The sequence below is a fragment of the Hymenobacter sp. ISL-91 genome (assembly GCF_018613725.1).
Classification (GTDB): Bacteria; Bacteroidota; Bacteroidia; order Cytophagales; family Hymenobacteraceae; genus Hymenobacter.
This window is the reverse complement of record NZ_JAGGPS010000001.1, coordinates 3,840-29,859: the sequence shown is the minus strand read 5'-3', so window position 1 is coordinate 29,859 and position 26,020 is coordinate 3,840. Positions and strand designations below refer to the sequence as shown.

Sequence of the window (26,020 nt, the reverse complement as noted above, 5' to 3'; positions counted from 1 at the left end):
CTATTTTTGACAAAACGCTGGGTTGTAGCTCAGCGTTTTGCGTTGGGGCCTACCGGCCATTGTCCTTTTGAGTGAGTTAGCATGATGAAGTTGCTGCGGTTTGCCGCTCCCGTTCTGCTGGCCTGTACGTTGGTTCCCGCCGCCCGGGCCCAGGTGCGGCCCGGCACTTCAACAGCCCCGAGTGTCCTGCCGTCCGATTCGGTGCTGACTGCGTTGCCGCTGCTGCCCGACTCGTTGGCCGCTGCGCCCCTGGCCCCCGATTCGGTGAAGCTGGCATGGCTGCGCACCCCGCCCGAGCTGCGCGACCTGGTGGGCGACCGGGTGAGCTGCTTTGAGACTGATGTACCCCACGTGTTCAACAACCACGTGATGAGCTTCGTGAAGCTGTTTACCGAGCGGCAGCGCGGCTACACGCAACGGGTGCTGGAGCGCGAAAACCTATATTTCCCGCTTTTCGAGAAGTACCTGGCCAAGTACAACCTGCCTCTCGACCTCAAGTACCTGGCCGTGGTAGAATCGGCCCTGATTCCGACGGCTAAGTCGCGGGTGGGTGCTACGGGCCTGTGGCAGTTTATGGGCCCCACTGCCAACGACCTGCGCCTGCACCGCGACGACTGGGTAGATGAGCGCATGGACCCCGAGAAAGCCACTGAAGCGGCCTGCAAGCACCTGCGCTACTTGTACCGCGTGTTCGGCGACTGGGAAATGGTGCTGGCGGCCTATAACTGGGGCGCGGGCAACATGCAGCGTGTAGTGAAGCGCACCGGCAAGAAAACCTACTGGGAAGTGCACCCCCATCTGCCGGCCGAAACCCGCAACTACGTGCCCACCTTCACGGCCATCATGTACACCATGAAGTACGCCAAAGAGCACCAGCTGCACGCGCCCACACTTAACTACCAATATGCCCAGGCCATGGATACGCTGCAGTTGGGCGGGCGGCCCTTCGACCTGAAGCGCCTGGCCCAGGCCATCGGTGCGCCCGATTCGCTGGCTTTGCTGCGCCTGAACCCGGAGCTGCGCAAGCCCTACCTGCCGGCCGGCTACCGCCCCTACATACTGAAGGTGCCTGCCAGCGCCCGCCCTGCCCTGGCCGTAGCCAGCCGTGAGGCGCTGTTTGATTACTGCCGCCCGCTGGCCGACCTGCCCCGCCCGCTGGCTCCGCGCCTGGTAGCGCTGAGCGGCGTTATGCCATTACCCGGCCGCAACCCGACGGCCGCTTCATCTGCGACGGTAGCGGCCGAGCCACGCTTCGAGCGACTGCGCCACACGGTGAAGCGCGGCGAAACGGTGAATTCGGTGGCGGCCCGCTACAAGGTAAGTCCGGCCCAGGTGCGCCGCTGGAACAAGCTGGGCAACAGCACCTCGCTGGCCGGCCGGCAGCAGCTGGTGCTGTTCAAGGAGTTGCCAACGGCAGCCAAGGCAGCCACCACTGCTTCGGCTGCTGCTGTGGTTAAGTCAGCGGCAGTGCCGGCACGGGTAGCCACTTCTAAAACCGCTTCGGTGGCTCCGGCCACCGAACCAGAATCGACCACCGAAACGGCAGCTCGCGTTCCGGCCAAACAGGCCGCCGAGGTGCGCCGGGCCGTGGCGGCAGTTTCAGCCGCTGCCGACGATGCGACTGTACCGGACCGCTACGTGGTAAAACCGGGTGATTTTCTGGAGAAGATTGCCACCGCCAACGGCCTAACCGTGGCGCAGCTCAAGGCCTGGAACCAGCTCGGCAGCTACGTGTTGCAGCCCGGCCAGGAGCTGACGCTGAAAGCCCCGCCGGAAGCCGCCGCAAACGAAGCGTTGGCCGACCTTACGGAGGTGACCCGCAACGTAGCCGCCGCCGCTCAGGCTCCGGTGCGACGGGCGGCCCGCCCGGCTACCTCGGCCGCGGCTGCTGCAGCATTGCCTCCTGCGCCGCCGTTGCACCTGGTGCAGCCCGGCGACACGCTCTACAACATCTCGCGCCGCTACCAGGGCCTGACGGTGCAGCGTCTGCGCGAACTCAACAACCTGAAGTCGGATGCCGTGCAGCCGGGCCAGAAGCTGGTGGTGGGCGGCTGATTGGTACAGCGGATAGTGCGCTCGGATGAGCATCGCAAAAACTCGTGGCCTGGTAGTCGTTTTTCGTCTGGGCAGTGATGAAGTGTCCGGGCGGTTGGGCTTTGCGCTGCGGCACCCTTAGCGGGAGCTTCACGGTTCTTCGGTTCGTGCACCAAGCTTGCGTTGGCCCCGCCGCAGCAGGCTCGAATTAGCTGCATTGCGCAGAACCTAAAATAATTTCACGAAGAGGAACCTTTTACACTATTACTGGCACGATGTTGCCAAGGGAGTGCCTATCCAACCATCCTTATGTCCCGATACCTACTATTTGCCAGCCTTTGCGCCGCATCGTTCTTCGGCGCGGCCTGCCACAAAGATTCCGACCCAGCGCCCGAGCCCACTCCGGATGCCACCTATACGCTTGACCGGATGGTATACTATCCCGCCAGCGCAGAATCTTCGGGAGTCAGTTATTCTCCGTTGGCCATTACCGGCACCGCGCTTAACCGAGGGGATGGGCTGGAGCTTCGCTTCCGTTCCGGCGACCCCGCGGGGGACCATATCGTTTTCCAGATTGAGTACCCTAAACTTGTGCCAGGCAGAGTAGGAAAGTACCCGCTCAAGTCAGTTTCTGAGGCCGCCAACCCCGCGCAGGCCACGTATACGCTCACCTACGGCACCGGCCAGAACGCATTTGCCGGCCGAACTTACCAGGCTAGCGCCTACAAAACCACCGGCGACCTCACCATTAGTACCTACGACACCGGCCGGGGCGTTATTAGCGGCTCGTACAGCATGAAGCTGAACGAATTGGCCGACCCCTACGCCGAATTGATGCCCACCCGCCCCGTCCGCACCTGCGAGGTAGTGGTCAGCGGCGAATTTGCTAATGTGCCCGTGCGCTAAGCACCGGAGGCCGGAAGTTGCTCGCTTCCCAGGCTGTTGCCCGCCCCGAACCCTGCCCGGTTCGGGGCTTTTCGGTTCCGGACGGGGCATGTACCTTTGAAGCCGGCTCATTTTGCCGCATCTTGCTTCCTTGTTCTTTTCTTTGGAAGCTCATCTTCTGCCCTGCCTCATGCTCAAAATAAACAAACAGGACGCCCTCGATTACCACTCCCGTACGCCGGCCGGCAAAATTGAAGTGGTGCCGACCAAGCCCGTGAGTACCCAGCTCGACCTGGCCCTGGCCTACTCGCCGGGCGTGGCCGAGCCGTGCAAGGAAATTGCCGCCGACAAGGACGCCGTGTACAAGTACACGGCCAAAGGCAATCTGGTGGGCGTTATCAGCAATGGCACGGCGGTGCTGGGTTTGGGCAACATCGGGCCCGAGGCCTCCAAGCCGGTAATGGAAGGCAAAGGCGTGCTGTTCAAGAAGTTCGCGGGCATCGACTGCTTCGACATCGAAATTGACGCCACCGACCCCGACGAGTTTATCCGCATCGTGAAGTCGCTGGAGCCGACGTTTGGCGGCATCAACCTGGAAGACATCAAGGCCCCCGAGTGCTTCCGGATTGAGACGGCGCTGCGCGAGCAGATGAACATTCCGCTCATGCACGACGACCAGCACGGCACGGCCATCATCACGTCGGCGGCGCTGCTGAACGCGCTGGAAGTAGTGGGCAAGCAGGTTGAACAGATTCAGCTGGTGGTGAGCGGGGCGGGCGCGGCGGCCATTTCGTGCCTGCGCCTGTACCTGGCGCTGGGCGTGCGCCGCGAGAACATTGTGGTGTTCGACAAGGACGGCCTGATTACGCCGGCCCGCACCGATCTGGCCGACATGCAGCTGTTCTTCGCCACCGACCGGCCCATCAGCACGATGGCCGAGGCGCTGGAAGGGGCCGACATGTTCCTGGGCCTCTCGGCGGGCAACGTGCTGGCGCCCGAGCTGCTACTGAAGATGGCCGCCGACCCGATTGTATTTGCCCTGGCCAACCCCGACCCCGAAATCGGCTACGACATAGCCATGGCCACCCGGCCCGACCTGATTATGGCCACCGGCCGCACCGACCACCCCAACCAGGTAAACAATGTGCTGGGCTTCCCCTACATTTTCCGGGGCGCGCTGGATGTACGGGCCACCGAAATCAACGAGGAAATGAAGCTGGCCGCCGTGCGCGCCCTTTCGGAGCTGGCCAAGGAAGCGGTGCCCGAGATGGTGAACCGGGCCTACGGCGACAATACGCTGAGCTTCGGGCGCACCTACCTCATTCCCAAGCCCCTCGACCCGCGCCTGATTACCACCGTTAGCCCCGCCGTTGCCAAAGCGGCCATGGACAGCGGCGTGGCCCGCGTGCACATTACTGACTGGGCTGGTTACGAGGACGATATCCGGGCGCGGCTGGGCGTGAATCAGAAGCTGATGAACCGCATTACATCGGCGGCGCGCAGCAACCCCAAGCGGGTAGTATTTGCCGAAGGCGACACGTACAAGACGCTGAAAGCCGCCCAGATTCTGCGCGAGGAAGGCATTGCCTTTCCCATTCTGCTGGGCAACCGCAACAAAATTGAGCGCATTGCGGCCGAAACCTCGCTCGATCTGGAGGGCTGCGAAATCATCGACATCATCCGCGAGGAAGCCAAGCGCGAAGAGTACGCCGAGCTGTTTTACCAGAAGCGGCAGCGCCGGGGCATCACGCTCTACGAGGGCCGCCGGCTGCTGCGCGAGCGGAACTACTTTGGCGCCATGATGCTGGAAGCCGGCCACGCCGACGCCTTCATCACGGGCCTGAGCAAGGACTACGGCAAGTCGATTGTGCCCGCGCTGCAGGTAATCGGGGTGGCCGAGGGCGCCAAGCGGGTGGCTTCGATGTACATCATCCAGCATAAAAAAGGCCCGTTCTTCTTCGCTGACACCACCGTAAACATCGACCCTTCGGCCGAGGAAATGGTGGACATCATCGGGCTGACGGCCCGGGCCGTGAAGTTCTTTGATGCCGAGCCGCGGGTGGCCGTTATCAGCTACTCCAACTTCGGCTCGAACCCCGGCGAGCTGCCCGACAAGGCCCGCCGCGCCACCGAGCTGGCCAAAGCCCGCTACCCCGAGCTGCTACTCGACGGTGAGATGCAGGCTAATACGGCCCTCAACCCCGAGCTGCTGCAGGAGCAGTACCCGTTTTCGCCGCTGGCCAACCACGGCGGGGCCAACACACTTATTTTCCCCAACGTTATCAGCGGCAACATTGCCTATAAGGTACTGCAGGAAATAGGGGGTGCCGAGGTGATTGGGCCGGTGCTGATGGGGATGCGCAAGCCGGTGCACATTCTGCAGCTGGGCGCCTCGGTGCGCGAAATCGTGAACATGACTGCCATTGCCGTAGTCGATGCCCAGCAGCCGGGCAATAAGGGGCTGTAGTTCTATAGGCTTTAAAAAGAACGTCATTCTGAGCGAAGGCGCAGCCGCAGTCGAAGAATCTCGCGTGCAATGGTAATTCCCTGACAACAGGGTTAGCATGGCGGTAGAGATTCTTCGACTCCGGCTGTGCCTTCGCTCAGAATGACGTTTCTGTTTCCCGTCCTTTCCACTTCCGCTTTCCACTCCCTTCTAAACTCCTTAACTTGGCACCAAAGCGGCTACGGCCGCGTTGCGCCGGTTCCACCTGTTTCTATTCCTCTCCCACCCCGCATGATTGCTTACGTTGACGGCAAGCTCGCCTACAAAGACCCCGCCCAGGCCATTCTCGACGTGCAGGGCATCGGCTACGAAATCCGGATTTCACTGGCTACTTATGCCAAGCTGCCGGCCGAGGACGAGAAAATCAAGCTCTACACGTACCAGCACATCAAGGAAGACGGGCAGACGCTCTATGGCTTCCTCGACCCCAACGAAAAGGCGCTGTTTATGCAGCTGATTTCGGTGTCGGGCATCGGGCCGGGTACGGGCATCGTGATGGTGTCGTCGATGTCGGTGGGCGAAATCCGGCAGGCTATTGTGAGCGAAGACGTGCGCGCCATCCAGAGCATCAAGGGTGTGGGGCCCAAAACGGCCCAGCGCGTGATTCTGGAGCTGAAGGATAAGCTGCGTAAAGACGAGCTGCTGGCCAAAGCCGGCATCGATACCGTGCCGCTGGCCAAGGCGCACAATACCAGCCGCTCGGAGGCGTTAGCCGCTTTAGTGATGCTGGGCTTCGCACGGGTTGCGGCCGAAAAGTCGCTCGACCAGATTCAGCGCAAGCACGGCAACGACCTGACGGTAGAGGAATTGATTAAATTCGCTCTGAAGTCTGGCTAAGCCTTAGTTGTTAGTTGTCAGTGATTAGCTGTTAGTAATGAGGGAACTTACGGGGCTGAAGCCATGGAACGCAGGTCTGCCCCGGTTTCTAACAACTACTATTCAAACAGCCTAACTGACACTAACAACTGACCACTGAAAACTAACAACTACCCCTTCGACGGATATTGACGCTTGACTACCGGTAAGAAGTTCTCCGCCAGCGCCTTCGTGGTCCTGGTCTCGTTGGTGGCCTGGTGGTCGGAAGCCGCACCGCTGGCAGAAGGCACAACGGGTGCCTTTGCGCTGGGCCAGTTGTGGGCCGATTGGCGGCCGGCCGGCTTGCGGCCGGCCGGTCAATGGGGTTTCGCCGCCGATACGCCCCGCATCGATACCACCCGCTACCAGCCCGGCACCCGCCCCCGGGTAGACCCCGCCGACCGCCGCGGCTCGCGCTTTTCGAATGAGCGCCGCCGCTCGCCGCTGGTGCTGCCCCTGCCCGACAACGTGCAGCTGCAGGTGCAGCCCGACGACAGCCTGAAGAACTTCGATATCCGAGAGGGCATCGGCCAGAGCCTTGATTTCCGCGACCCCAGCCGCATGACATTCGAGGAGTACTCGCGTTGGCAGCAGCAAAAGGCCGTGCGCGATTACTTCCGCGAGCGGGCCAGCGGTGGTGGTGTGGCCGGCGACCCCAACCAGCCCGACAACCGCCGCCTGATTCCCAAAATCTACCTCGGCCCCATGGCCGACCGCATTTTTGGGGGCAGCTACGTGGATATTCGGCCGCAGGGCGCCGTGACGCTGCGCATGGGCTACCGCGGCAACCGCAACGAGAACCCCACCCTCACGCTGCGCCAGCAGCGCAACGGCGACTTCCAGTTCGATCAGAACATGAACCTCAATCTGACCGGGCAGATTGGGCAGAAGCTACGCCTGACGTTCAACTACGACACCAAGGCGGCCTTCGACTTCGAAAACAACATGAAGCTCGACTACACGGGCTTCGACACCGATATTATTCGCAAGGTGGAGCTGGGCAACGTGAGTTTGCCGCTCAACAACTCGCTGATTACCGGGGGCCAGAACCTGTTTGGCGTGAAGGCCCAGCTGCAGTTCGGCCGCCTGGGCGTAACTACCATTGCCAGCACCCTGCGCGGCCAGGCCGATGAGGTGCGTATTCAGAACGGGGGCCAGAGCCGGCCGTTTGAAATCAAGGCCAGCCAGTACGAAAAGGACCGCCACTACTTCCTGAACCAAGTGTTTCGGGAGCGGTACGACAACTCGCTGCGCAACCTACCCACCATCCAGAGTGGCATCAACATCACCTACCTCGAAGTGTGGGTGACCAACGACAACCGCCAGAGCGACAACTTGCGCAACGTCGTAACGCTCATGGACGTGGCCGAACCCCGGCGCGTGTACCGCCAGCAGTTTCTGAATGGGGCCCGCCCCAGCGCCCTGGCCAGCAACGACGCCAATTCCGAGCTGAGTGACATCCGCGCCACGGGTGCCGATTTCCGGCAGGATTTGCAGGTCGATGACAACCTGCGCAGCCTGGGCTTGGAGAAGAACACCGACTTTGAGCACGTGCGGGCCCGCAAGCTCGATCCGCGCGAGTACACCTACAATGCCCAGCTGGGCTACCTCTCGCTGAACACCCAGCTGCTACCCGAGCAGGTGCTGGGCGTGTCGTACCAGTACCTCTACAACGGCCAGACCTACACCGTTGGCGAGATTCAGAACGACTACTCGCAGGTGGGCACCGACCAGGTGATTTTCCTGAAGATGCTGAAGGCTACCAACCCCGCCGTGGGCCTGGCCGACCCCAGCGAGAACCCCCTAAACGAGAACCTGCTCACGCGCAACCTGCCGACCTGGGATTTGATGATGAAAAACATCTATCCCCTGAACGCCCAGCAGCTCAGCCGCGACCGTTTCGAGCTGCAACTGGTATACAAGGACGACGCGACGGGCGTGGATTTGATTTCGTTGAAAGAGGGCCAGAATATTGCCAACCAGCCGCTGATTGAGGTATTCAACCTCGACAACGTAAACCCCAACAACGACCGGAACCCCGACGGCAACTTCGACTTCTTCCCCGGCATTACCGTCGATACCGAGCTGGGGCGCATTATTTTCCCGCAGGTGGAGCCGTTTGGCAGCTACCTGGCCGGCAAGTTCGACACCGCCACCTCAGCTACCGAGCAGCAGCTGGCCCGCAAGTACGCCTACCGCGAGCTGTACAACCAGGTACAGAGCGACGCCCAGCAGCGCCAGGAAAAAGACAAGTTCTATCTGCGCGGCCGCTACCAAGCCACCAGCACCGACGAGATTAACCTGCCCGGCATTGGCGTAGCCGAGGGCTCGGTGCGGGTACGCTCGGGCTCCACGCTGCTCACCGAGGGCACCGACTACCAGGTATTCTACGACCAGGCCAAGGTGAAAATCCTGAACCCGGCCTATCTGAATTCGGCCAACGAGCTACGGGTGGAGTTCGAGAAAAACGCCCTGGTGCAGGTGCAGCCCCGCAAGCTGATCGGAGCCCGGTTTGATTACCGGGTATCGTCGGATATGTACTTCGGGGCCACGGTGCTGCACCTGCGCGAAAACCAGGCCCCCGGCATCAACCGCGTAAACATCGGCGACGAGCCGGGCAACAACACCATCTACGGCTTTGATGTAAACATGCGCCGCGAGTCGCGGGCGCTTACCCGCTACCTCAACGCGCTGCCGTTCCTCTCGACCAAAGAAATTTCGACGGTTTCGTTCAGCGGCGAGTTTGCCCAGCTGCTGCCCAGCCAGAGCAAGCTCGGCGACGAGAAGAGCGGCGGCGAAAACGGCGTTTCGTACCTCGATGATTTTGAGAATGCGCGCACCCCCTACACGCTGGGCGGGCTGAACTCGGCGGTGGCCTGGCGGCTGGGCAGCACCCCGTTGCCGCTACGCCGCGCCCCCACCGGCCTGGCCACGGCTTACAACCGCGCCAAGCTGGCCTGGTACACCATCGACCAGACCTACTACACCAACGGCCAGAGCAAGCCCGGCAACATTGGCACGGGTGATTTGAAGAACCACTACATCCGCGGCGTCAAGCGCGACGAGGTGTTCCCGAACCGCAACCTGGGAGCCAACGGCAACTCGTTCGAGACAACGTTCGACCTGGCCTACTTCCCCGACCAGCGCGGCCAGTACAACTACACGCCCGACTTCGACCGGACCCGGCCCACGTTCTTCGCCAGCACGACAGATGCGGACAACGCCACCCGGCAGGCGGCTATTTCGCGCGAAATCACCTTCGATACTGACTTCGATAACGCCAACGTAGAGTACCTGGAGTTCTGGCTCATGGACCCCTTCCTGCCGGGCGAAAATGGCCGCGTGGTTGATAACGACGGGCACAATGACAACAACGACACCGGCGGCGACCTGTTCGTGAACCTGGGTTCGGTGTCGGAAGACGTGCTGGCCAACAACAACCAGTACGAGTTTGAGAACGGCCTGCCGGTGGAAAACCCCAGCCCCGACGCCACTGAAACCGTCTGGGGCCGGGTATCGCGTCAGCCTTTCCTCACCGACGCCTTCAACCCCGCGGCCGGGGCCCGGGCCCAGCAGGATGTGGGCCTCGATGGTATCACCGACGACCTTGAGCAGGCCCTGCCTGAGTTGCGGGGCGCCTACGCCGGCGTACCCGACCCGGCCGGCGACAACTTCCGCCACCACCTCGACCCCAGCTACGACCAGGCTAATGCCAAGGTGCTGGCCCGCTACAAGGACTTCAACGGCATGGAGGGCAACTCGCCCGAGGGCAGCCGCCTGAGCTCGACAGCCTACCCCGACAAGGAAGACCTGAACCGCGACAACGTGATTTCGGAGATTGAGCGTTACTACGAGTACCGCGTGCGCCTGCGCCCCGGCAGCCTCGAAGTGGGCCAGAACTACATCGTCGATAAAGTCACGAACAACAACGACGACACCAACGGCGAGCCCGTGAGCTGGTACCAGTTCCGCATCCCGATCCGGCAGTACGACCGGGCCGTGGGCACACCCGACGGCCAGGAGTTCGGCTTTAAGTCGATTCGGTTTCTGCGGCTGGCCCTCACGGGCTGGGAGCAGCCGGTGGTGCTGCGCATGGTGCAGCCGCAGTTTGTGGCCAACCAGTGGCGCCGCTACCTCACCAAAATTGCCGAGCCCGGTGGCATCCTCAACCCCGATACCGATGCCGACGAGTTCAGCATTTCGACGGTGAGCATTGAGGAAAACGGCCGCGTAGAGCAGGCCGGGGCCGGCTCGATTCCGTACCTGCTGCCGCCCAACATCCGGCGCGACCAGGAGTTCGGCTCGACCACTACCAGCCGCCTGCAGAACGAGCAGAGCCTGCGCCTGGTAGTGGGCGGCCTGCGCGACGGTTTCGCCAAGGCAGCCTACAAAAACCTGACGGTGAACATGCTGCGCTATAAGCGCCTGAAGCTGTTTCTGCACGCCGAAACCCAGGACCGCAACCTGCGCAGCGGCCAGGCCCGCGGCTTCGTGCGCCTGGGCACCGATTACACCCAGAACTACTACGAGTACGCGCTGCCGCTGGAGCTCACGCCCCAGCCCACCGGCGCGGGCGCCAGCTACACCGTCGATCAGGTGTGGCCGATTGCCAACCGCATCGACCTGACGCTGCAGGATTTGATTGACGCCAAGTCGGCCCGCAACAAGGCCGGCGTGAGCTACGGCACCCCCTACGTGGTACAGCTGGGTAACGGCAACACGATTACGGTAGTCGGCAACCCCGATCTGTCGTCGGTGCAGGGCGCGATGATTGGCATCCTGAACCCCAGCGACGACGGTGCCAGCCAGTCGCTGACGCTGTGGGCCAACGAGCTGCGGGTATCCGAGTTTGAAAACGAGAGCGGCTGGGCCGCTACCGCCCGCTTCAATACCAAGCTGGCCGATGTGGCCAACATCACGGCTACCGGCAGCTACGTAACTACCGGTTTCGGCGGCCTGCAGGACCGCCCCCAGCAGCGCTCCATCGACAACATTCTGCGTGGTGACGTGAATGCCACCGTGGCGGCCGAGAAGTTTTTCCCGGAGAAGCTGGGCCTGCGCGTGCCGGTGCTGCTGCAGGCCGGCATCGAGAGCCGCTCGCCCAAGTATGACCCGCTCGACCCCGACACCCGCCTGGAGCAGAGCCTGGAGAAATTCGAGGATGCCGAAGAGCGGGCTGCCTACCGCCGCGAGGTAATCGACCAGACCAGCCAGCGCAGTATTTCGCTGCTGAACGTGCGCAAGGAGCGCACCAACCCTGAAAAGAAAGTGCAGCCCTGGGACGTGGAGAATCTGGCCCTGAGCTACTCGCTGACCGAGCGTAAGCACACCGACATCCGCACCGACCGCGACTACACCCGCACCTACACCGGCGCACTGGCCTACGTGTATCAGGCCAACCCCAAAAACTACACGCCGCTGGCCAAAGTAAAAGCCTTCGACTCGCCTTATCTGGCCCTGTTCAAGGAAGTCAACTTCACGCCGCTGCCCTCGCGCTTCTCGTTCCGGGCCGACCTGGACCGGCGCTACAATGAGCGGTTTTTGCAGCGCACCCTCGAGCCCGGCCAGGTGCCGGTGCGGGGCAATATTCCGGGCGTGTTCCAGAAGGTATTCTACTTCAGCCGCATCTACGATTTGCGTTGGGACCTGACCAAGGCCCTGGCCTTCGACTACACGGCCACCAACCGCGCCGTAGTGGATGAGGGCCCCGGCACTACCCTCGGCGAATCGCAGATTGCCCGCGACAACCGCCAGCAGCTGCGCGACAACCTGCTGCGCGGCGGCCGCACCACCAACTTCAACCAGACCGTCGCCCTCACCTACCGCCTGCCGCTCGATAAGTTCCCGCTTACCGACTGGCTCTCGGCCGATGCGCGCTACGCGGCTACCTACGGCTGGGAGGCCGCCTCCACGGCGCTGCGCCAGCCTGCCAACCCGGGCAACCCCGCCGATACGACCACCCTGCCGCTGAACCTGGGCAACACCATCCAGAACACCGGCGAGCTGAGCGCCAACGGCAAGATTGACCTGGTGAAGCTCTACAACAAGGTGCGCTTCCTCAACATCATCAACAACGCGCCCCCGCCCGGCCAGGAGCCCAAGGAACCTAAAATTGCCAAGCCCGGCGTGGTGGGTGCCGCTGGCACGGGGCCCGAAACCGCCGAGGCCGACTCGGCCACAGGCCCCGAGTTCCGGGCCCTGAAAGCGGTGCTTCGCTCCCTGATGACGGCCCGCTCGCTCAACTTCACCTACGTGCGCTCCAACGGTACGCTGCTGCCCGGCTACCTGCCTAACACCCGCTTTTTCGGGTTCGACAACGGGTTCGATGCCCCCGGCCTGCCTTTCATCCTGGGTCAGCAGCAGGACCTCGACGGGCTATTCGGCAAGGCCTACGGCAACGGCTGGTACACCAACCAGAGCCAGTACCTCAATGCCCCGCTCAGCTCGCTGCTCACCGAGGCCCTCACGCTGCGCACCACCCTGGAGCCCATCCGCGACTTCAACATCCAGCTCGATGCCCGCCGCAACCTGGTGCGTAGCCGGCAGGTTTTCTACCGAAACGTAGTTAATGAAGAAACTTTTGAGCCCGAGCAGGGGACAATTCCAACCAAGAGCAATCCGTTGGGCAATGGCACGTTTAGCACTTCGTTCATTGCCATCCAGACAATGTTCGGCGACCTGAGCCGGGAGGGCACGGTTTCCAAAGCTTTCCAGCGCTTCGTGCAGAACCGCGAGGTGGTGCAGCAGCGGCTGGAAGCGGCTAAAGCACGGGCCGATGGCTTTTATGGCTATAACTCGCAGGATGTGCTGCTGCCGGCCTTTATTGATGCCTATAAAGGCCGCTCGTCGGATGGCTATAAGGCCGAGAAGTTCAAGCCCTTTGCCCAGCTGCCGCTGCCCAACTGGAACATCAGCTACAATGGCCTCTCCGAAATACCGCTGGTGCAGCGCTACTTCCGCTCGTTCCGCCTCAACCACGTGTACGGCTCCAGCTACAACATTGCCGGCTACAACACGTCGCTCGATTACAAAAACGAGCCTGATGACCTCTCGACGGAAATCAACCAGGCCAACCGATTCATTCCCTACTACATTCTGGGGCAGGTAACCATTGCCGACCGGCTGGCCCCGCTCATCGGGGTTGATTTCCAGACTACCGGCCGCCTCACCGGCCGCCTGGAGTACCGCGTCGACCGCACCATCGGCCTCAACTCAACCGTGGCCCAGGTAACGGAGCTACGCCGCAACGACATCGTAATCGGGGCCGGCTTCGCCACCAACAGCTTCCGGCTGCCCTTCAAAATCGGGGGCGAACAGCGGGTGCTCAAAAACGAGCTCAACGCCCGCCTCGACCTGAGCATCAGCGAGAACTACGCCATCCAGCGTACTATTCTGGATGTAATAGACCCCGTAGTTGCGGCCGAAACCGGCGTTCAACCCAGCATTGGGCGAGCCTCCAGCCAGGTAACGGCCGGCACCCGCCAGGTGCAGCTGCGCCCCACCGTCGATTACGTGCTCAACCAGCGCCTGAACCTGCAGTTCTTCTTTACCCAGAACATTACCACGCCCAAAACCGGCAACGCCTTCAAAAACACCTCCACCGAAGCCGGCATCCAGCTCCGCTATAGCCTCTCGCAGTAAGGCCGAATGAGGGAGGTGGGGAGTTTGCCGTGCTGTTAAACTCCCCACCTCCCCATTTCACCATCTCACCTATTACCTGTACTTTTGAAGCGGCGCGCGGCGCGCCTCGCTTTTCAGTTCATTCCCTAAGCACCATCCCATGAATCTGCCCGCCTCCCTGAAGTATTCCAAAGAGCACGAGTGGGTCCGCGTTGAGGGCGACGTGGCCTATATCGGCATCACCGAACACGCCCAGAAAGAACTCGGCGACATCGTGTACGTCGACATCGATACCCTCGACAAAGAGGTTGCCCAGAACGACGTGTTTGGCACCGTAGAAGCCGTTAAAACGGTTTCCGACCTGTTCAGCCCCCTCAGCGGCACCGTACTCGAAATAAACGACAAGCTCGACGGTAACCCCGAGCTGGTAAACTCCGACCCTTACGGCGACGGCTGGATCATCAAGCTCTCGATGAGCGACGCTTCTGAGCTGGACAGCCTGCTCACGTCGGAAACCTACGGTGAGCTGGTAGGCGCCTAAGCGCCGCGCCTGCCGTTGGCTTTGCCTTCCGAAACGCCGCCCACGCCGCGTCGGCGCCCTCTGGTGGGGCTGCCGCTGGCGTGGGCGGCGTTTATTTTGGTGAGCACCCTCACGCCCGCCGCCGACATGCCTGTAACGCCGCGCTGGGAGTTCCTTTCCTTCGACACGGCCGCCCACGCCGGCGTATTCTTAGTGTTCACGATGCTGGCCACCTTCTCGGCCCGGCGGCAACGGTGGTCGAGGTGGTGGCAGACGCAGGCGTTCCTCATGGTATTGGCAGTGGCAGTAGGTTTGGGCGCGCTGGTGGAAGTACTGCAGCACCTGCTGGCCATGGGCCGCCACGGCGAGTGGTCCGACCTGTTCAGCGACGCGCTGGGCGCGGCAGCCGGCACCGCCTGCATGTGGTTTACCCGCCGTTTCTGGCAATGATATTCGCTGAAGCTGATAACCTTCGTGCGAGGGTGTGCGCTCGGGGGAGCGGTGCTTGTTGCCACTTTAGTTTCATCTGAGCCCTGCCCATGCCGTCGCCAATGCACCTTCCGCTGTTTTCCGCCGCCCGGCCCCTGGCGGCGCTGGGCCTGCTACTCGGCAGCGCCCTGGCCTACACCCCACCGGCGGCGGCGCAGGATATGGTCCGCGTCCGGCAGACGATTGACCGGCTCACAGCTCCCGACCTGCACGGCCGGGGGTACGTAAGCGGCGGCGAGCAGCGGGCGGCGGCCTACCTGCAGGGCCGTTTTCGCGCGTTGGGCCTGCAGCCTCTTGCCCCCGACTACTACCAGTTTTTCACGCTGCCCGTTAATACCTTTCCCGGTCGCGCCGAACTCAGCGTTGGTGGCCAGCTGCTGCGTCCTGGCCTCGATTTTATTGCGGCCCCTCACTCGGGACCCGGCGAAGTGCGCGGCCCGGTGTATCAGCTCGATTCGCTGATTTTCGCGCAGCCAGCAGCCCGGCAGCAGCTACTGGCCACGCCGCTGGCTGGCTCGGTGCTGGTACTCACCCAGGCCCAGGCCGGGCGGCTGGCGGAACTGCCACCCGAGGTGCAGGCGCACCTGGCTACGGCCGCCGCCCAAATCACGTTGGTGCCTGGCAAGCTAACGGCCGGCATAGCCGGCGAGCAGGCGCTGCGGCCCCGGCTGGAAGTACGAGCCGCCGCCTGGCCGGCCGCTGCCCGCACCGTGCGCCTGCATCTCGATGCCCGCCTGCACCCGGCCTACCGCACCCAGAACGTAGTTGGCTACGTACCCGGCACCGCCCGCCCCGATTCGTTCGTGGTGGTGTCGGCGCACTACGACCACCTGGGCCGGCTGGGGCGCGACACGTACTTCCCAGGGGCCAACGACAACGCTAGTGGCGTGGCTATGCTACTGGAACTGGCCACCTATTATGCCCGCCCCGAAAACCGCCCGGCTTACTCGGTAGCTTTCCTGGCTTTCGGGGCCGAGGAGGCTGGCCTGGTCGGCTCGCACTACTTTGTCGAGCACCCACTGCTTCCGCTGGCTAATATCCGGGTGCTGGCCAACTTAGATCTGCTGGGTACTGGTGAGGAAGGGCTAACGGTAGTAAACGGACGAGTATTCGAAGACCAGTTTGCCCGCCTGCAGCGCCTGAACGCGGCAGGCAGCTACGTAACTTCCCTGGCTGCCCGCGGTCGGGCCGCCAACTCCGACCATTTCCCCTTCTCAGAGCGCGGCGTTCCGGCCCTGTTCTTCTACACCCGCGGCGGTATTACAGCCTACCACGATGTACAGGACCGGCCCGAAACCCTGCCCCTCACGGCTTTCCGCAGTGTTTTTGGTTTGTTGCGCGACTTTTTGAACACCTCGGGCGCAGCTCCCGGCAAGTGAGGCTATGGTAAGTTAACCGGCTAGCATTCTTTGTTCTGCTTGGAATAGAAACCAGCCAATATTCGTCTTGATGATAGGATTGCTATTGTCCCGAGATGCTTCGAATAGCGCAGTATGTCAGGCTGATTGATGCTGATGACTTTGCACCCAGCTGTGTTGTACTGCAACTGCCCTAAAAGCACTTCACCCGGAATCTACCTTGTGGTAAACTCCGGGTGAAGTGCTTTTGAACTGTGGTTGCCGACAAGCGGCAGTGCTTTAGCTGTTGCTCTTGAACGAGCCCATGATTTGCTTGGCTACGTTCTCCCACTCAGGCTTCTGGCGGTCGGCGCAGGTGAAAGTGCACATCAGCAGCTTGCCTTCCACATCGGTGAAGAAGATGAAGGTGTACGACTCGCGGCCCAACTCCGGCTTCATCAGCTCGAGGTAGCCCACTTTGCGGCCGCTCACTTCCTTTACGCCGTGGCTGAACCATTTAGCCTCCTTGTACTGCTTGGTGTAAATCTTGTAGAAGTTGTCGTGGTACATGTCCATCATGTCCTGATCCGCCGTGTTATCGGTGTAGGAAAAGGCCAGACTAACTTCCTTGTTGTTGGTGTAGATGACGCTCGGACGGCTCTGCGACTTGGCGTAGTTGAAGTCCATCTGCTCCTCGCTCATCACATCAAACCCTTTCGGGATGAGGATTTCGACCCGCTCGCTTAGAACGCGTTTTTTGATCAGCTCCACCTCGGCGAAAGGACGGGCTGCCATTAGCAGCACCATCAGGAAGAGTACGGGTAAGGTAAGTAGTGCTTTTTTCATAGAAGTAGGCTGAAAAAAGGTGGGTTGCTAAGTAAGGTGATCCAGCGGTAAGGCGTTTGCCGGGCTGCTTGGATAACACAATTTACGATGAAAAACTCAAAGTGCAAGTTATTTATAAAAAACAACCTGGCACCTATTACTGTAGAAGTTCCTTTATGTTCAAAAAACCCACTCACGAAGCAGTAATGAACGCTTATGGGCCCAATATGATTTTTACATTATTTAATCGAACACTAGGAAAAGTTCAAGTATATATCAATAACAAACTATACATATCAATACCCTTAAAGTGCTATCCGAAACCTACGATGACAACCTGAATTTGGTTTGAGCGCTAGAGAATATTGTTGATCTGCTCCTTGATTTTTTCCAGTTCTTCCTTCATGCTCACTACTAAATGCTGCATGTCTGAGTCGTTGGCTTTGGAGCCGATGGTATTAATCTCCCGACCAATTTCCTGCGAAATAAACGCTAATTTCTTGCCTGTGGGTTCGGGCAAACTGGCCGTTTCGATGAAGTAGCGCAAATGGTTGCCCAACCGCACTTTTTCCTCGGCAATGTCAAGCTTCTCAATATAGTGCAGAATTTCCTGCTCGAAGCGGATACTGTTGAAATGCTCGTTGGCCGAGATGTCGGCCAGGTGGCTTTGCAGGCGCTGGCGTACCTGCGCCACGCGGCTGGGGTCGTGGCGCTCCACCTCGGCCAGCAGCCGGCTGATGTGTTCGACGTAGCTCAGGATTTCGGTGGTGAGGGCCCGGCCTTCGGCGCGGCGAAATTCGTGCAGGCGCTCCAGCGCCTCGTGTAGCAGTGGTAGCAGCTCGTCCCAGCTGGTTTCGGTTTCCAGGGGTTCGGCGGTGGCCGTGGTATCGGCGGCGGGCAGGCGCAGAGCCCCGGGCAAGGCGTGGGCCACGGCCGTTACCTGGTCGAACGACAGGCCGGTACGCAGACTCAGGGCCTGCAATTCCTGGCAGGCGGCCGTCAGGGCCGCTTCGTTCACAATAGAACCACCCATGGCCGTAGCGCGGGGCCGGGTGAAATCGAGGTTGAGGTTGACCTTGCCGCGCACCAGGCTTTTAGCCAGCAGATTACGAATCTCCAACTCCTTGTCCTGCAGGAAGCGGGGCAGGCGCAGGGTAAGGTCGAAGCCTTTGGAGTTGAGCGACTTGATTTCGACGGTGGCGGCGTAATGGTCGGTTTCGCGGGTGGCGATTCCGTAGCCGGTCATGGACTGGAGCATGGGCAGAAACGGGGGTGATTGGGGCCGCGAAAGTAGTTCTTTCGGCGGGCAGATGGGGTGCGGACCGCGGCAGTAACACAAACATAACGGCCACGCAATATTAGCATAACAGGGCCAGGGTAGTTTTGTCAAACCCTTTTCGAGCCTTGTATGCAACGCACACTTACGCTGTTTTTCCTCCTGCTCCTGCTGTTGCTCACCAGCTCGTTGGCCCGGGCCCAGCAGGCCACACTGAGCGGAACGATTCGTGATAAAAAAACCGGCGAGGGCGCCATTGGGGCCACCGTTATCATCACCGGTACCACCCAGGCCGCCCCCGTAGAACTCGATGGCACGTACCGGCTTATGGCCGCGCCGGGCACCTATACTATAAGTGTGCAGTCAATCGGCTACAAGTCGCTCACTTTCCCGGGCATCGTGCTGCGCGAGGGCCAGACGACTACGCTCAATGGAGGCCTGGAGGAAAGCACCCAGACGCTGGGCGAAGTGGTGGTGACAGGCCAAAAGCAGACCGGCACCGAGGTGGCCCTGCTCCAGGACCTGAAGAAATCGGAAGTCGTGGTGAGCGGCATGAGCTCCGACCAGATTGTGAAGACGCTGGACCGCGACGCGGCCGAAGTGGTGAAGCGCATTCCGGGCGTTACCATCCAGAACAACTCGTTTATCGTGATTCGGGGGCTGGCCGAGCGCTACAACACGGTGCTGCTCAACGACGCCCTCACGCCCTCGTCGGAAGTAGATACCCGCTCCTTCTCGTTCGACATTCTGCCGTCGTCGGTGATTGACCGGGTGCTGATTTTTAAGTCGGGCGCACCGGAGCTGCCGGGTGAGTTTGGCGGTGGCGCGGTGAAAGTGTACACGAAGAACTCGGTGCTCGAAAACACGACCAGCCTGTCGGTATCGGCCTGGCACCGGTCGGGCACTACGTTCAAGAGCGGCTACCAGCAGAGCCCGCAGCGCAGCGGCACCCAGTGGGCGGGCTACGACGGCGGCGAGCGGAAAATGCCTACTACCATCGGCACCGAGCCCTACGACAGCCAGAATCCGCTGACCGACGCCCAACTGCTACAGGCCGCCCGCGCCCTCGACAATAACTGGAAGCCCCGGCTGAGCACCGCCCTGCCCGACCTGCGCGCCTCGCTGGGCCTGACGCGCAAGTATGCGCTTGGGCGCGCGCAGTTGAGCAACGTCACGTCGGTGTCGTACTCGAACACGCACCAGCAGTACCAAGTGCAGCGGCAGCGGCTGGAAACGGGCACCGGCAACTACATCTACAACTACTCCGACGAGCAGGCCCAGACCGCCAGCCGGCTGGGCGTGATTCATAACTGGCAGGTACGCCTGAGCGACAACCACCGGCTGGAGCTGCGCAACTTCCTCAACCAATATGGCACCGACGAGGTAACCCACCGCACGGGCCTCGACTATGCCCAGGGAGGCGACGGCCGGGCCCGCGACAACTACGCGCTGCACTACCAGAGCCGCACGATTTACTCGGGCCAGCTGGCCGGCACCCACGAGCTGGGCGCGGCCAAAAACTCGACCCTGACCTGGCAGTCGGGCTACAACTACGTGCTGCGCAACGAGCCCGATTACCGCCGCTACCGCACCGGCAGCGACGTGCCGCTGCCCGGCGACCCAGCACCCCCGTTTCAGGTCGAAATCAGCCAGATTGGCTCGCAGCAGGATGTATCGTCGTACTACTCGCGGCTGCGCGAAGACACCTACATGGGCAGCGGGCAGTGGGAGCAGCGCCTGAGCGGCCGCGACACCACCCGCGAAAGCCAGTACAAGCTGCGCGCCGGCTTCTACACCGAATACAAGGAGCGCAACTACGCCAGCCGCTTCTTCTCCTTCGTGCCCGCCCGGCCGGGCCGCTTCAACTACGACCTGCTGCAGCTGCCGATTGAAACGATTTTCTCGCCCGAAAACATCGACCCCAATACCGGTTTCACGCTGCGCGAAGGAACCGGCGACGAAGACAGCTACCGCGCCGACAACCTGCTGGCAGCCGGCTACCTGAGCGCCGTAGCCCCGGTATCGGACAAGGTCAGCGTGTCGGGTGGGGTGCGGATGGAGTACAACCGCAAATTTCTGCGCTCGGGCCTGGGCAGCGCCGCGCCCTACGAGGAGCAGCGCACGTTCTTTCTGCCCTCAATTAACAGCACCTACAACTTCAACCTGCGCAGCCTGCTGCGGCTGGCGGGCAGCGTTACGCTCAACCGCCCCGAGTTTCGGGAGGTGGCGGGCTACGCCTACTACGATTTCAACAACAACGCCCTGATAAAGGGCAACCGCGACCTGCGCACGGCCAAAATCTACAACGCCGACCTGCGCTACGAGTTCTACCCTACCAAGGCCGAGCTGCTCTCGGTGGGCGTGTTCTACAAGAAATTCAACGACGCCATTGAGCAGGTAACCGGCTCGACAACCGGCAGCGCGCTGGAGCTGGGCTTCGTGAATGCCCGTAGCGCCTACGATGTGGGGGTGGAGGTGGAAGCCCGTAAAGGCCTGGCCGACATCACCGACAACCGGTTTCTACAGCACTTCGCCTTTGTACTGAACGCCTCGCTGATTAAAAGCCGGGTGACACTGAGCGACGACGAGCAGCTGGCCGGCAACCTCAACGAGCGGGCCTTGCAAGGCCAGTCGCCGTACGTGGTGAACACCGGCATTTTCTACCAGGATGATGCGCGGGGCTGGCAGGTGTCAGCGCAGTACAACGTCATCGGGCCGCGGATTCTGTTCGCCAGCAGCAACACCCAGAACTTTACCATTTTCGAGCTTTCGCGCCACGTCATCGATTTGGCCGCCACCAAGCGTGTGGGCGAGCACCTGAGCGTGCGCGTAGGCATTCAGGACGCGCTTAACCAGCACACCCGCCAATACTACGACTCGAACCGCGACGGTAAAATTACGGGGGCCGATGGCGGCGCATTTGCCCGCTTCCGCCGCGGCCAGTACTCTACCGTGGGCCTGACCTACCAGTTTTAAGTAGGGGCGGGGCTTGTCCCCGCCCGCCGTTGAACGATTATCGTTGAAGCAGAACGATGTAGGGGCGGGGACAAGCCCCGCCCCTACATCGTTCTGCTGCCTCGCCAAACGCAACCTTTCGGTAACCCAATGATAACGGCCCGCTAACGCCTTCGCACTGCCGCTGCCGGACCTTTGCAGGGTACTTACTTCAACCCGTTTTCACTTCACCTCTTTCCGTTGATGCTATGAAAAAGATTGTACTCTCGCTGGCGCTGGCCGCCGCTGCCGTTGCCGGCGCCACTTCCGCTGCGCAGGCCCAGACGACCTGCCCCGTAGCCCCGGCCCCGGTCGAGGTGTCGGGCTCGATTACGACCAATACCACCTGGACGGCCGACCGGGTGTACCTGCTCAAGGGCTTCGTATTCGTGGAAAGTGGCGCCACGCTCACCATCGAGCCGGGTACCATTATCAAGGGTGATAAAGCCTCAAAGGGCACGCTTACCATCAAGCAGGGCGCTAAAATTGAGGCCCGCGGCACGGCTGCCCGGCCCATCGTGTTCACCTCGAACCAGGCCCCCGGCGAGCGGGACCGGGGCGACTGGGGCGGCCTGATTCTGGCCGGCCGGGCCCCGCAGAACATTCCGGCGGCGCCTGGCCAGCCGTTGCCCAAGCTGGAAGGCGGCCTGACGCCCGACACCTTTTTTGGCGGCACCGACCCCAACGATAACTCGGGCGTGCTGCAGTACGTGCGCATCGAGTTTCCGGGCATTGCCTTCACCACCGACAACGAAATAAATGGCCTGACCCTGGCCGGCGTAGGCGCGGGCACCACCATTGACCACATTCAGGTGTCGTACTCCGGCGACGACTCATTTGAGTGGTTCGGCGGCACGGTGAATGCCAAGTACCTGGTGGCTTTCCGCGGCACCGACGACGAGTGGGACACCGACAACGGCTTTACCGGTAAGGTACAGTTCGGGGTGGCGCTGCGCGACCCCAACATTGCCGACGTATCGGGTTCCAACGGCTTCGAGTCGGACAACGACGCCAACGGCTCGGCCAACGGCCCCCAGACGGCCCCGGTTTTCTCCAACATCAGCCACTTTATTGCCCCCGCTACCGGCACGCTCAACGGCAACTACAAGCGTGGCCTGCACATCCGGCGCAACTCGGCCCTGAGCGTGTATAACTCGGTAGTGGCCGGCTACCCGGTGGGGCTGCTGCTCGACGGTGCGGCCAGTGAGGGCAACGCCAGCAGCGGGCTGCAGCTGCGCAACAACGTGTTTGCCGGCTTCGCCGACAACCGGGTGGGCACTGTGGTAACGGGCAGCACCTTCGATGCCCGCAAGTTTCTGGCCGACAATGGCAACGACCTTGCCTCAACCGTAGCCGACCTGAATCTGGCCACCGAGAACTTCAACCTGACCAGCCCCTTCTTCCAGCCCAAAGCCTCCTCGAAGCTGGCCACCGGGGCTGCCTTCACGGGTAAGGCCGCCGACGCCTTCTTCGACAAGGTAAGCTACCGCGGAGCCTTCGCGCCCGAAGGTGCCAACGGCGCCAACACCGGCAACTGGGCCGCCGGCTGGACCAACTTCAACCCCCAGATAACCTGCTACAACGCCCCCGGCCTCACGCTGGCCACGCAAGCGGCTTCCGAGCAGGTGCAGCAGCTGGCCGTGGTGCCCAACCCCAGCACCGGCCCGGCCGAACTCCGCTTCAGCCTGCGCCGCAACGCCACGGCCACTGTGCAGCTGTTCGACCTGACGGGCCGCCAGGTGGCCACCGTGCTGGCCAACGGCCAGCTGCGTGCCGGCGCCCAGACTCTGCGCCTGCCCGATACCCTACAGGCCGGCGTGTACCTGGCCACCATAACCACCAACGAAACCCGCCAGTCGGTGCGCTTTGTGGTAGTGCGTTAGTACTTGAAGCAGGATATTCAGATGCTTAATGTACTGCGACGGAGCCCGCACGGTCAGCGTGTACGCGTACTGCCGTTTTCTGCTAGTGACAGGGGGCTTTGTAAACTTATCCGCAACGATGCGGGACATTAGATTGAAGCGCTTCTACCTACCGCAAAATCCGGTTTTAAGCTGACCAAACTGGCGGCTTTACCAGTTGGGGGAGTGGGAAGCGCGGAGGTCGAGCAGGTTAACCGGAGGCAAGGGCAGCTCAAACGAAACGCGACTACGCCCCCAAACTAGCAACAACAGGCTAGTTTGGGGGCGTAGTCGCGTTTCGTTCGAGCTATTCTACAGCGTCACCTCAATCATCAACTCGGTTTCGGCGTAGTCGGCGGGATTGAGGAAGTTCCCCGCCACCAGCTGGCCGTTCACGCGCATTCGGGTTACGCCCTGATTGCGGCCTTGGGGGTTTTGCACGCTCAGCTTGAGGCGCTTGCCGCGGAACACGCGCTCGGCCGTGAACGAGGGCCAGGCGGCCGGGATGCGCGGGTCGATGGTGATGCCGTCGAGCGAGGTGCGGAAGCCCAGGATGTAGTCGAGGCCGATGCGCAGCATCCAGACAGCCGTGCCCGTGAGCCAGGAGTGACTGGCTTGGCCTTCGGTTTCGTGGTCGGGGCTGGTCACGTATTCGGCAAATACGTAGGGCTCCACTTCGTAGCGGTCGATGCGGGCGGCCGAGTTGGGCGGCAGCATCCGGCGGTACACTTCCACGCCGCGCTCGATGTCGCCGTTGAGCAGCGAGGCCAGCGCGAACCACGAGGAGGCGTGGTTGAAAATGGCGCCGTTTTCCTTCTTGCCCGGCACGCAGCGGCTGATAAGGCCCATTGTCTCATCTACTTCCGTAAATGAGGGCCAGCAAATCTGAATGCCGTTGGGCCGGCCCAGCAGCTCGTAGGTCGAGTTGAGGGCCGCGTTGCCGCGCTCCTCGGGAGCCAGGCCCGAAATCACCGACCAGGTCTGGGAATTGATGAAAATCTTGCCCTCCTTGTGCGCATTGGTGCCCACCGGCTCGCCGCTGTCCTTGAAGGCGCGGATGTACCACTCGCCGTCCCAGGCCACGTCGTTGGTTACCGCGCCCAGGCGCTCGTAGGCGGCCTGCCAGCGCTGCCGGGTGGCAGTGTCGCCGCGGCGCTCGAGCAGCGGGAAGCACTTGCGCAGCCCGTAGGCCAGGAAAAACGCGCCCCACACGGTTTCACCCTTGCCGAGCGGGCCAATCTGGTCGAGCGTGTCGTTCCAGTCGCCGTTCATCATCTTGGGCAGCCCGCGCTCGGTGGTGGCCGAAAGGCAGAAGTCCAACGAGCGCACGATGTGGTCGTAGACTGTGGCCGGCTCGCCGCCGTCGTAGAAGCTCACCAACTCGTCGAGGATGCTGAAGTCGGCCGTTTCGTTGAGGTACTCCACCACCCCAAAGCTCAGCCACAGGGGCGTGTCGGAGTGGTTGGTTTTCTCGCCGTTGTTCGTGAATTTAAAGAAGTTGTGCAGCGTCGAGCCGTCCTGGAGCTGGAACTGCAGGGCGTTGAGCAGCCGGGCGCGCACCCGCTCGGGGTGGGTTATCACCATGCCCAGAATGTCTTGGAACTGGTCGCGGATGCCGTTGCCGAACAGCAGCCCGCCGTGGTAGTAGCCCGAGTTGCGGGCCATGTCGAAGGTAACGGCCGCCTGGTAGGGGTTCCACACGTTGAGCATGGTATTAAGCGCTGCATCAGGCGTATCGGCCCGGATGTGGCCCAGGTAATCGTCCCAGTAGGCGCGCACGGCGGCCAGCTTCTCGTCGAGCAAGGCCGTATCGCGCAGGTCTTGCCACTGGAAAGCGGCGTGCTGGCGTACGTCCTCATCCTTTTTCACCACGGCCATCACGGCCGCAAAATCTACCGACTCACCGGCCTTCAACGTCAGCTTGCTTTGCAGAGCCGCTACCGGGTCGCCGGCCGTGATTTCGGAGTTGTGCATCTGGCCGGTTTCCACGCACTCGGGGTTGGCCTCGGAGCGCCAGCGGCCGATAAACTTGTCGAGGCTGCCATCGAAACCCGTCACGGGCAAACTCAGCGTGAAGTACAGGTTGTAGTCCCAGCCGATGTTGGGCTGGGCCACCGACACCTTTTTGTTGAGCACCCAGTAGCGGCGGGTGCACTCCAGGGCCTGCAAATCGTTCTGGAAATGGATGTCGGTAAAGTGCTTGTCGTTGGGCTGGTTGATGATGTCGTTCAAAGCGTTGCCCATCATCAGCTCGGTAAAGGCGTACACCTCCAGCTGCCGGTCCTGGCCGCTCAGGTCGGTGAGCTGCACGCGCCATACCTCGGCATTCACGTCGGTGGGCACGAAGTAGGTCAGCTCGCCCCGCACGCCGTAGATTTCGGTGATAATCGTGGTGTAGCCCTGGCCCTGGCGGCACTCGTACTGGTCGTACTGCAGCTCGATGGTGGGCGCCCAGCTCAGCGACCAGTACTGGCCCGTTGCGGCGTCTTTCACCATGATGTAGCGGCCGGGCCGGTCCCAGGGCAGGCAGTTGTAGCGCATGCGCGTGAGGCGGTTGTCGCGCGGCGACTCCAGGAAGCTAAAGCCCCCGCCGGTGTGCGAAATCAGGCCGGCGTAGTGCTCGTTCCACATGTAGTTGAACCAGGGCCGCGGCGTGCGCGGGTCGGTAATCACGTACTCGCGGGCATCGGCCGAAAAGTGGCCGTAGGGGTTGGCGAGTTGGGCAGAAATGGTGTTGTTCATGCGGTTAGCCTGACGTTGCGCCTCACCCCCTAGCCC

The 26,020-nt window shown here is 61.8% G+C and carries 13 protein-coding genes; 10 read left to right on the top strand and 3 right to left on the bottom strand.

Annotated elements, in window-relative coordinates; all coding sequences use genetic code 11:
• Positions 1 to 81: 81 nt before the first annotated feature.
• The 8 genes from J7E24_RS00075 (at position 82) to J7E24_RS00040 (ending at position 16,288) form a co-directional block, all read left to right on the top strand.
• Positions 82 to 2,055 carry a LysM peptidoglycan-binding domain-containing protein gene (locus J7E24_RS00075; protein ID WP_215133864.1) on the top strand — a complete coding sequence of 658 codons (1,974 nt, stop codon included), beginning with the start codon at positions 82 to 84 and terminating at the stop codon, positions 2,053 to 2,055.
• 288 nt (positions 2,056 to 2,343) lie between these two features.
• Positions 2,344 to 2,940 carry a hypothetical protein gene (locus tag J7E24_RS00070; RefSeq protein WP_215133862.1) on the top strand — a complete coding sequence of 199 codons (597 nt, stop codon included), beginning with the start codon at positions 2,344 to 2,346 and terminating at the stop codon, positions 2,938 to 2,940.
• A 169-nt stretch (positions 2,941 to 3,109) separates the two neighbouring features.
• Positions 3,110 to 5,386, top strand: coding sequence for an NADP-dependent malic enzyme (locus J7E24_RS00065; RefSeq protein WP_215133860.1), 2,277 nt, complete (start codon positions 3,110 to 3,112; stop codon positions 5,384 to 5,386).
• A 270-nt stretch (positions 5,387 to 5,656) separates the two neighbouring features.
• Entirely contained in the window at positions 5,657 to 6,262 is a 606-nt protein-coding gene (gene ruvA, locus J7E24_RS00060) for a Holliday junction branch migration protein RuvA (RefSeq protein ID WP_215133858.1), read from the top strand.
• A gap of 210 nt (positions 6,263 to 6,472) precedes the next feature.
• On the top strand, positions 6,473 to 13,921 hold the full coding sequence (gene sprA, locus J7E24_RS00055) for a cell surface protein SprA (RefSeq protein ID WP_317195602.1): 7,449 nt from the start codon (positions 6,473 to 6,475) through the stop codon (positions 13,919 to 13,921).
• 139 nt (positions 13,922 to 14,060) lie between these two features.
• Positions 14,061 to 14,441: a glycine cleavage system protein GcvH gene (gene gcvH, locus J7E24_RS00050; RefSeq protein WP_215133856.1), complete on the top strand. Its 381-nt coding sequence runs from the start codon at positions 14,061 to 14,063 to the stop codon at positions 14,439 to 14,441.
• 21 nt (positions 14,442 to 14,462) lie between these two features.
• Entirely contained in the window at positions 14,463 to 14,870 is a 408-nt protein-coding gene (locus J7E24_RS00045; protein ID WP_215133854.1) for a VanZ family protein, read from the top strand.
• A 101-nt stretch (positions 14,871 to 14,971) separates the two neighbouring features.
• Positions 14,972 to 16,288 (top strand): M28 family metallopeptidase, encoded by a 1,317-nt coding sequence (locus tag J7E24_RS00040; protein ID WP_215133853.1) that lies wholly within the window; start codon positions 14,972 to 14,974, stop codon positions 16,286 to 16,288.
• A gap of 258 nt (positions 16,289 to 16,546) precedes the next feature.
• On the opposite strand, the gene J7E24_RS00035 is transcribed toward J7E24_RS00040, so the two are convergent.
• Together J7E24_RS00035 and J7E24_RS00030 are read right to left on the bottom strand one after the other, a co-directional pair.
• On the bottom strand, positions 16,547 to 17,092 hold the full coding sequence (locus tag J7E24_RS00035) for a hypothetical protein (protein WP_176906924.1): 546 nt from the start codon (positions 17,090 to 17,092) through the stop codon (positions 16,547 to 16,549).
• A 334-nt stretch (positions 17,093 to 17,426) separates the two neighbouring features.
• Complete coding sequence (locus J7E24_RS00030; protein WP_215133852.1) at positions 17,427 to 18,329, bottom strand: YicC/YloC family endoribonuclease; 903 nt, start codon at positions 18,327 to 18,329, stop codon at positions 17,427 to 17,429.
• A 150-nt stretch (positions 18,330 to 18,479) separates the two neighbouring features.
• On the opposite strand from J7E24_RS00030, the gene J7E24_RS00025 reads away from it, so the two are divergent.
• Both J7E24_RS00025 and J7E24_RS00020 read left to right on the top strand, forming a co-directional pair.
• The gene (locus J7E24_RS00025; protein ID WP_215133851.1) at positions 18,480 to 21,323 is read left to right on the top strand and encodes a TonB-dependent receptor; all 2,844 of its coding nucleotides are present in this window, start codon (positions 18,480 to 18,482) and stop codon (positions 21,321 to 21,323) included.
• A gap of 227 nt (positions 21,324 to 21,550) precedes the next feature.
• Positions 21,551 to 23,224, top strand: coding sequence for a T9SS type A sorting domain-containing protein (locus J7E24_RS00020; protein WP_215133850.1), 1,674 nt, complete (start codon positions 21,551 to 21,553; stop codon positions 23,222 to 23,224).
• Positions 23,225 to 23,554: 330 nt separating this feature from the next.
• Here J7E24_RS00020 and J7E24_RS00015 read toward each other — a convergent pair whose 3' ends face one another.
• Positions 23,555 to 25,984: a GH36-type glycosyl hydrolase domain-containing protein gene (locus tag J7E24_RS00015; RefSeq protein ID WP_215133849.1), complete on the bottom strand. Its 2,430-nt coding sequence runs from the start codon at positions 25,982 to 25,984 to the stop codon at positions 23,555 to 23,557.
• Between the last annotated feature and the right edge of the window lie 36 nt (positions 25,985 to 26,020).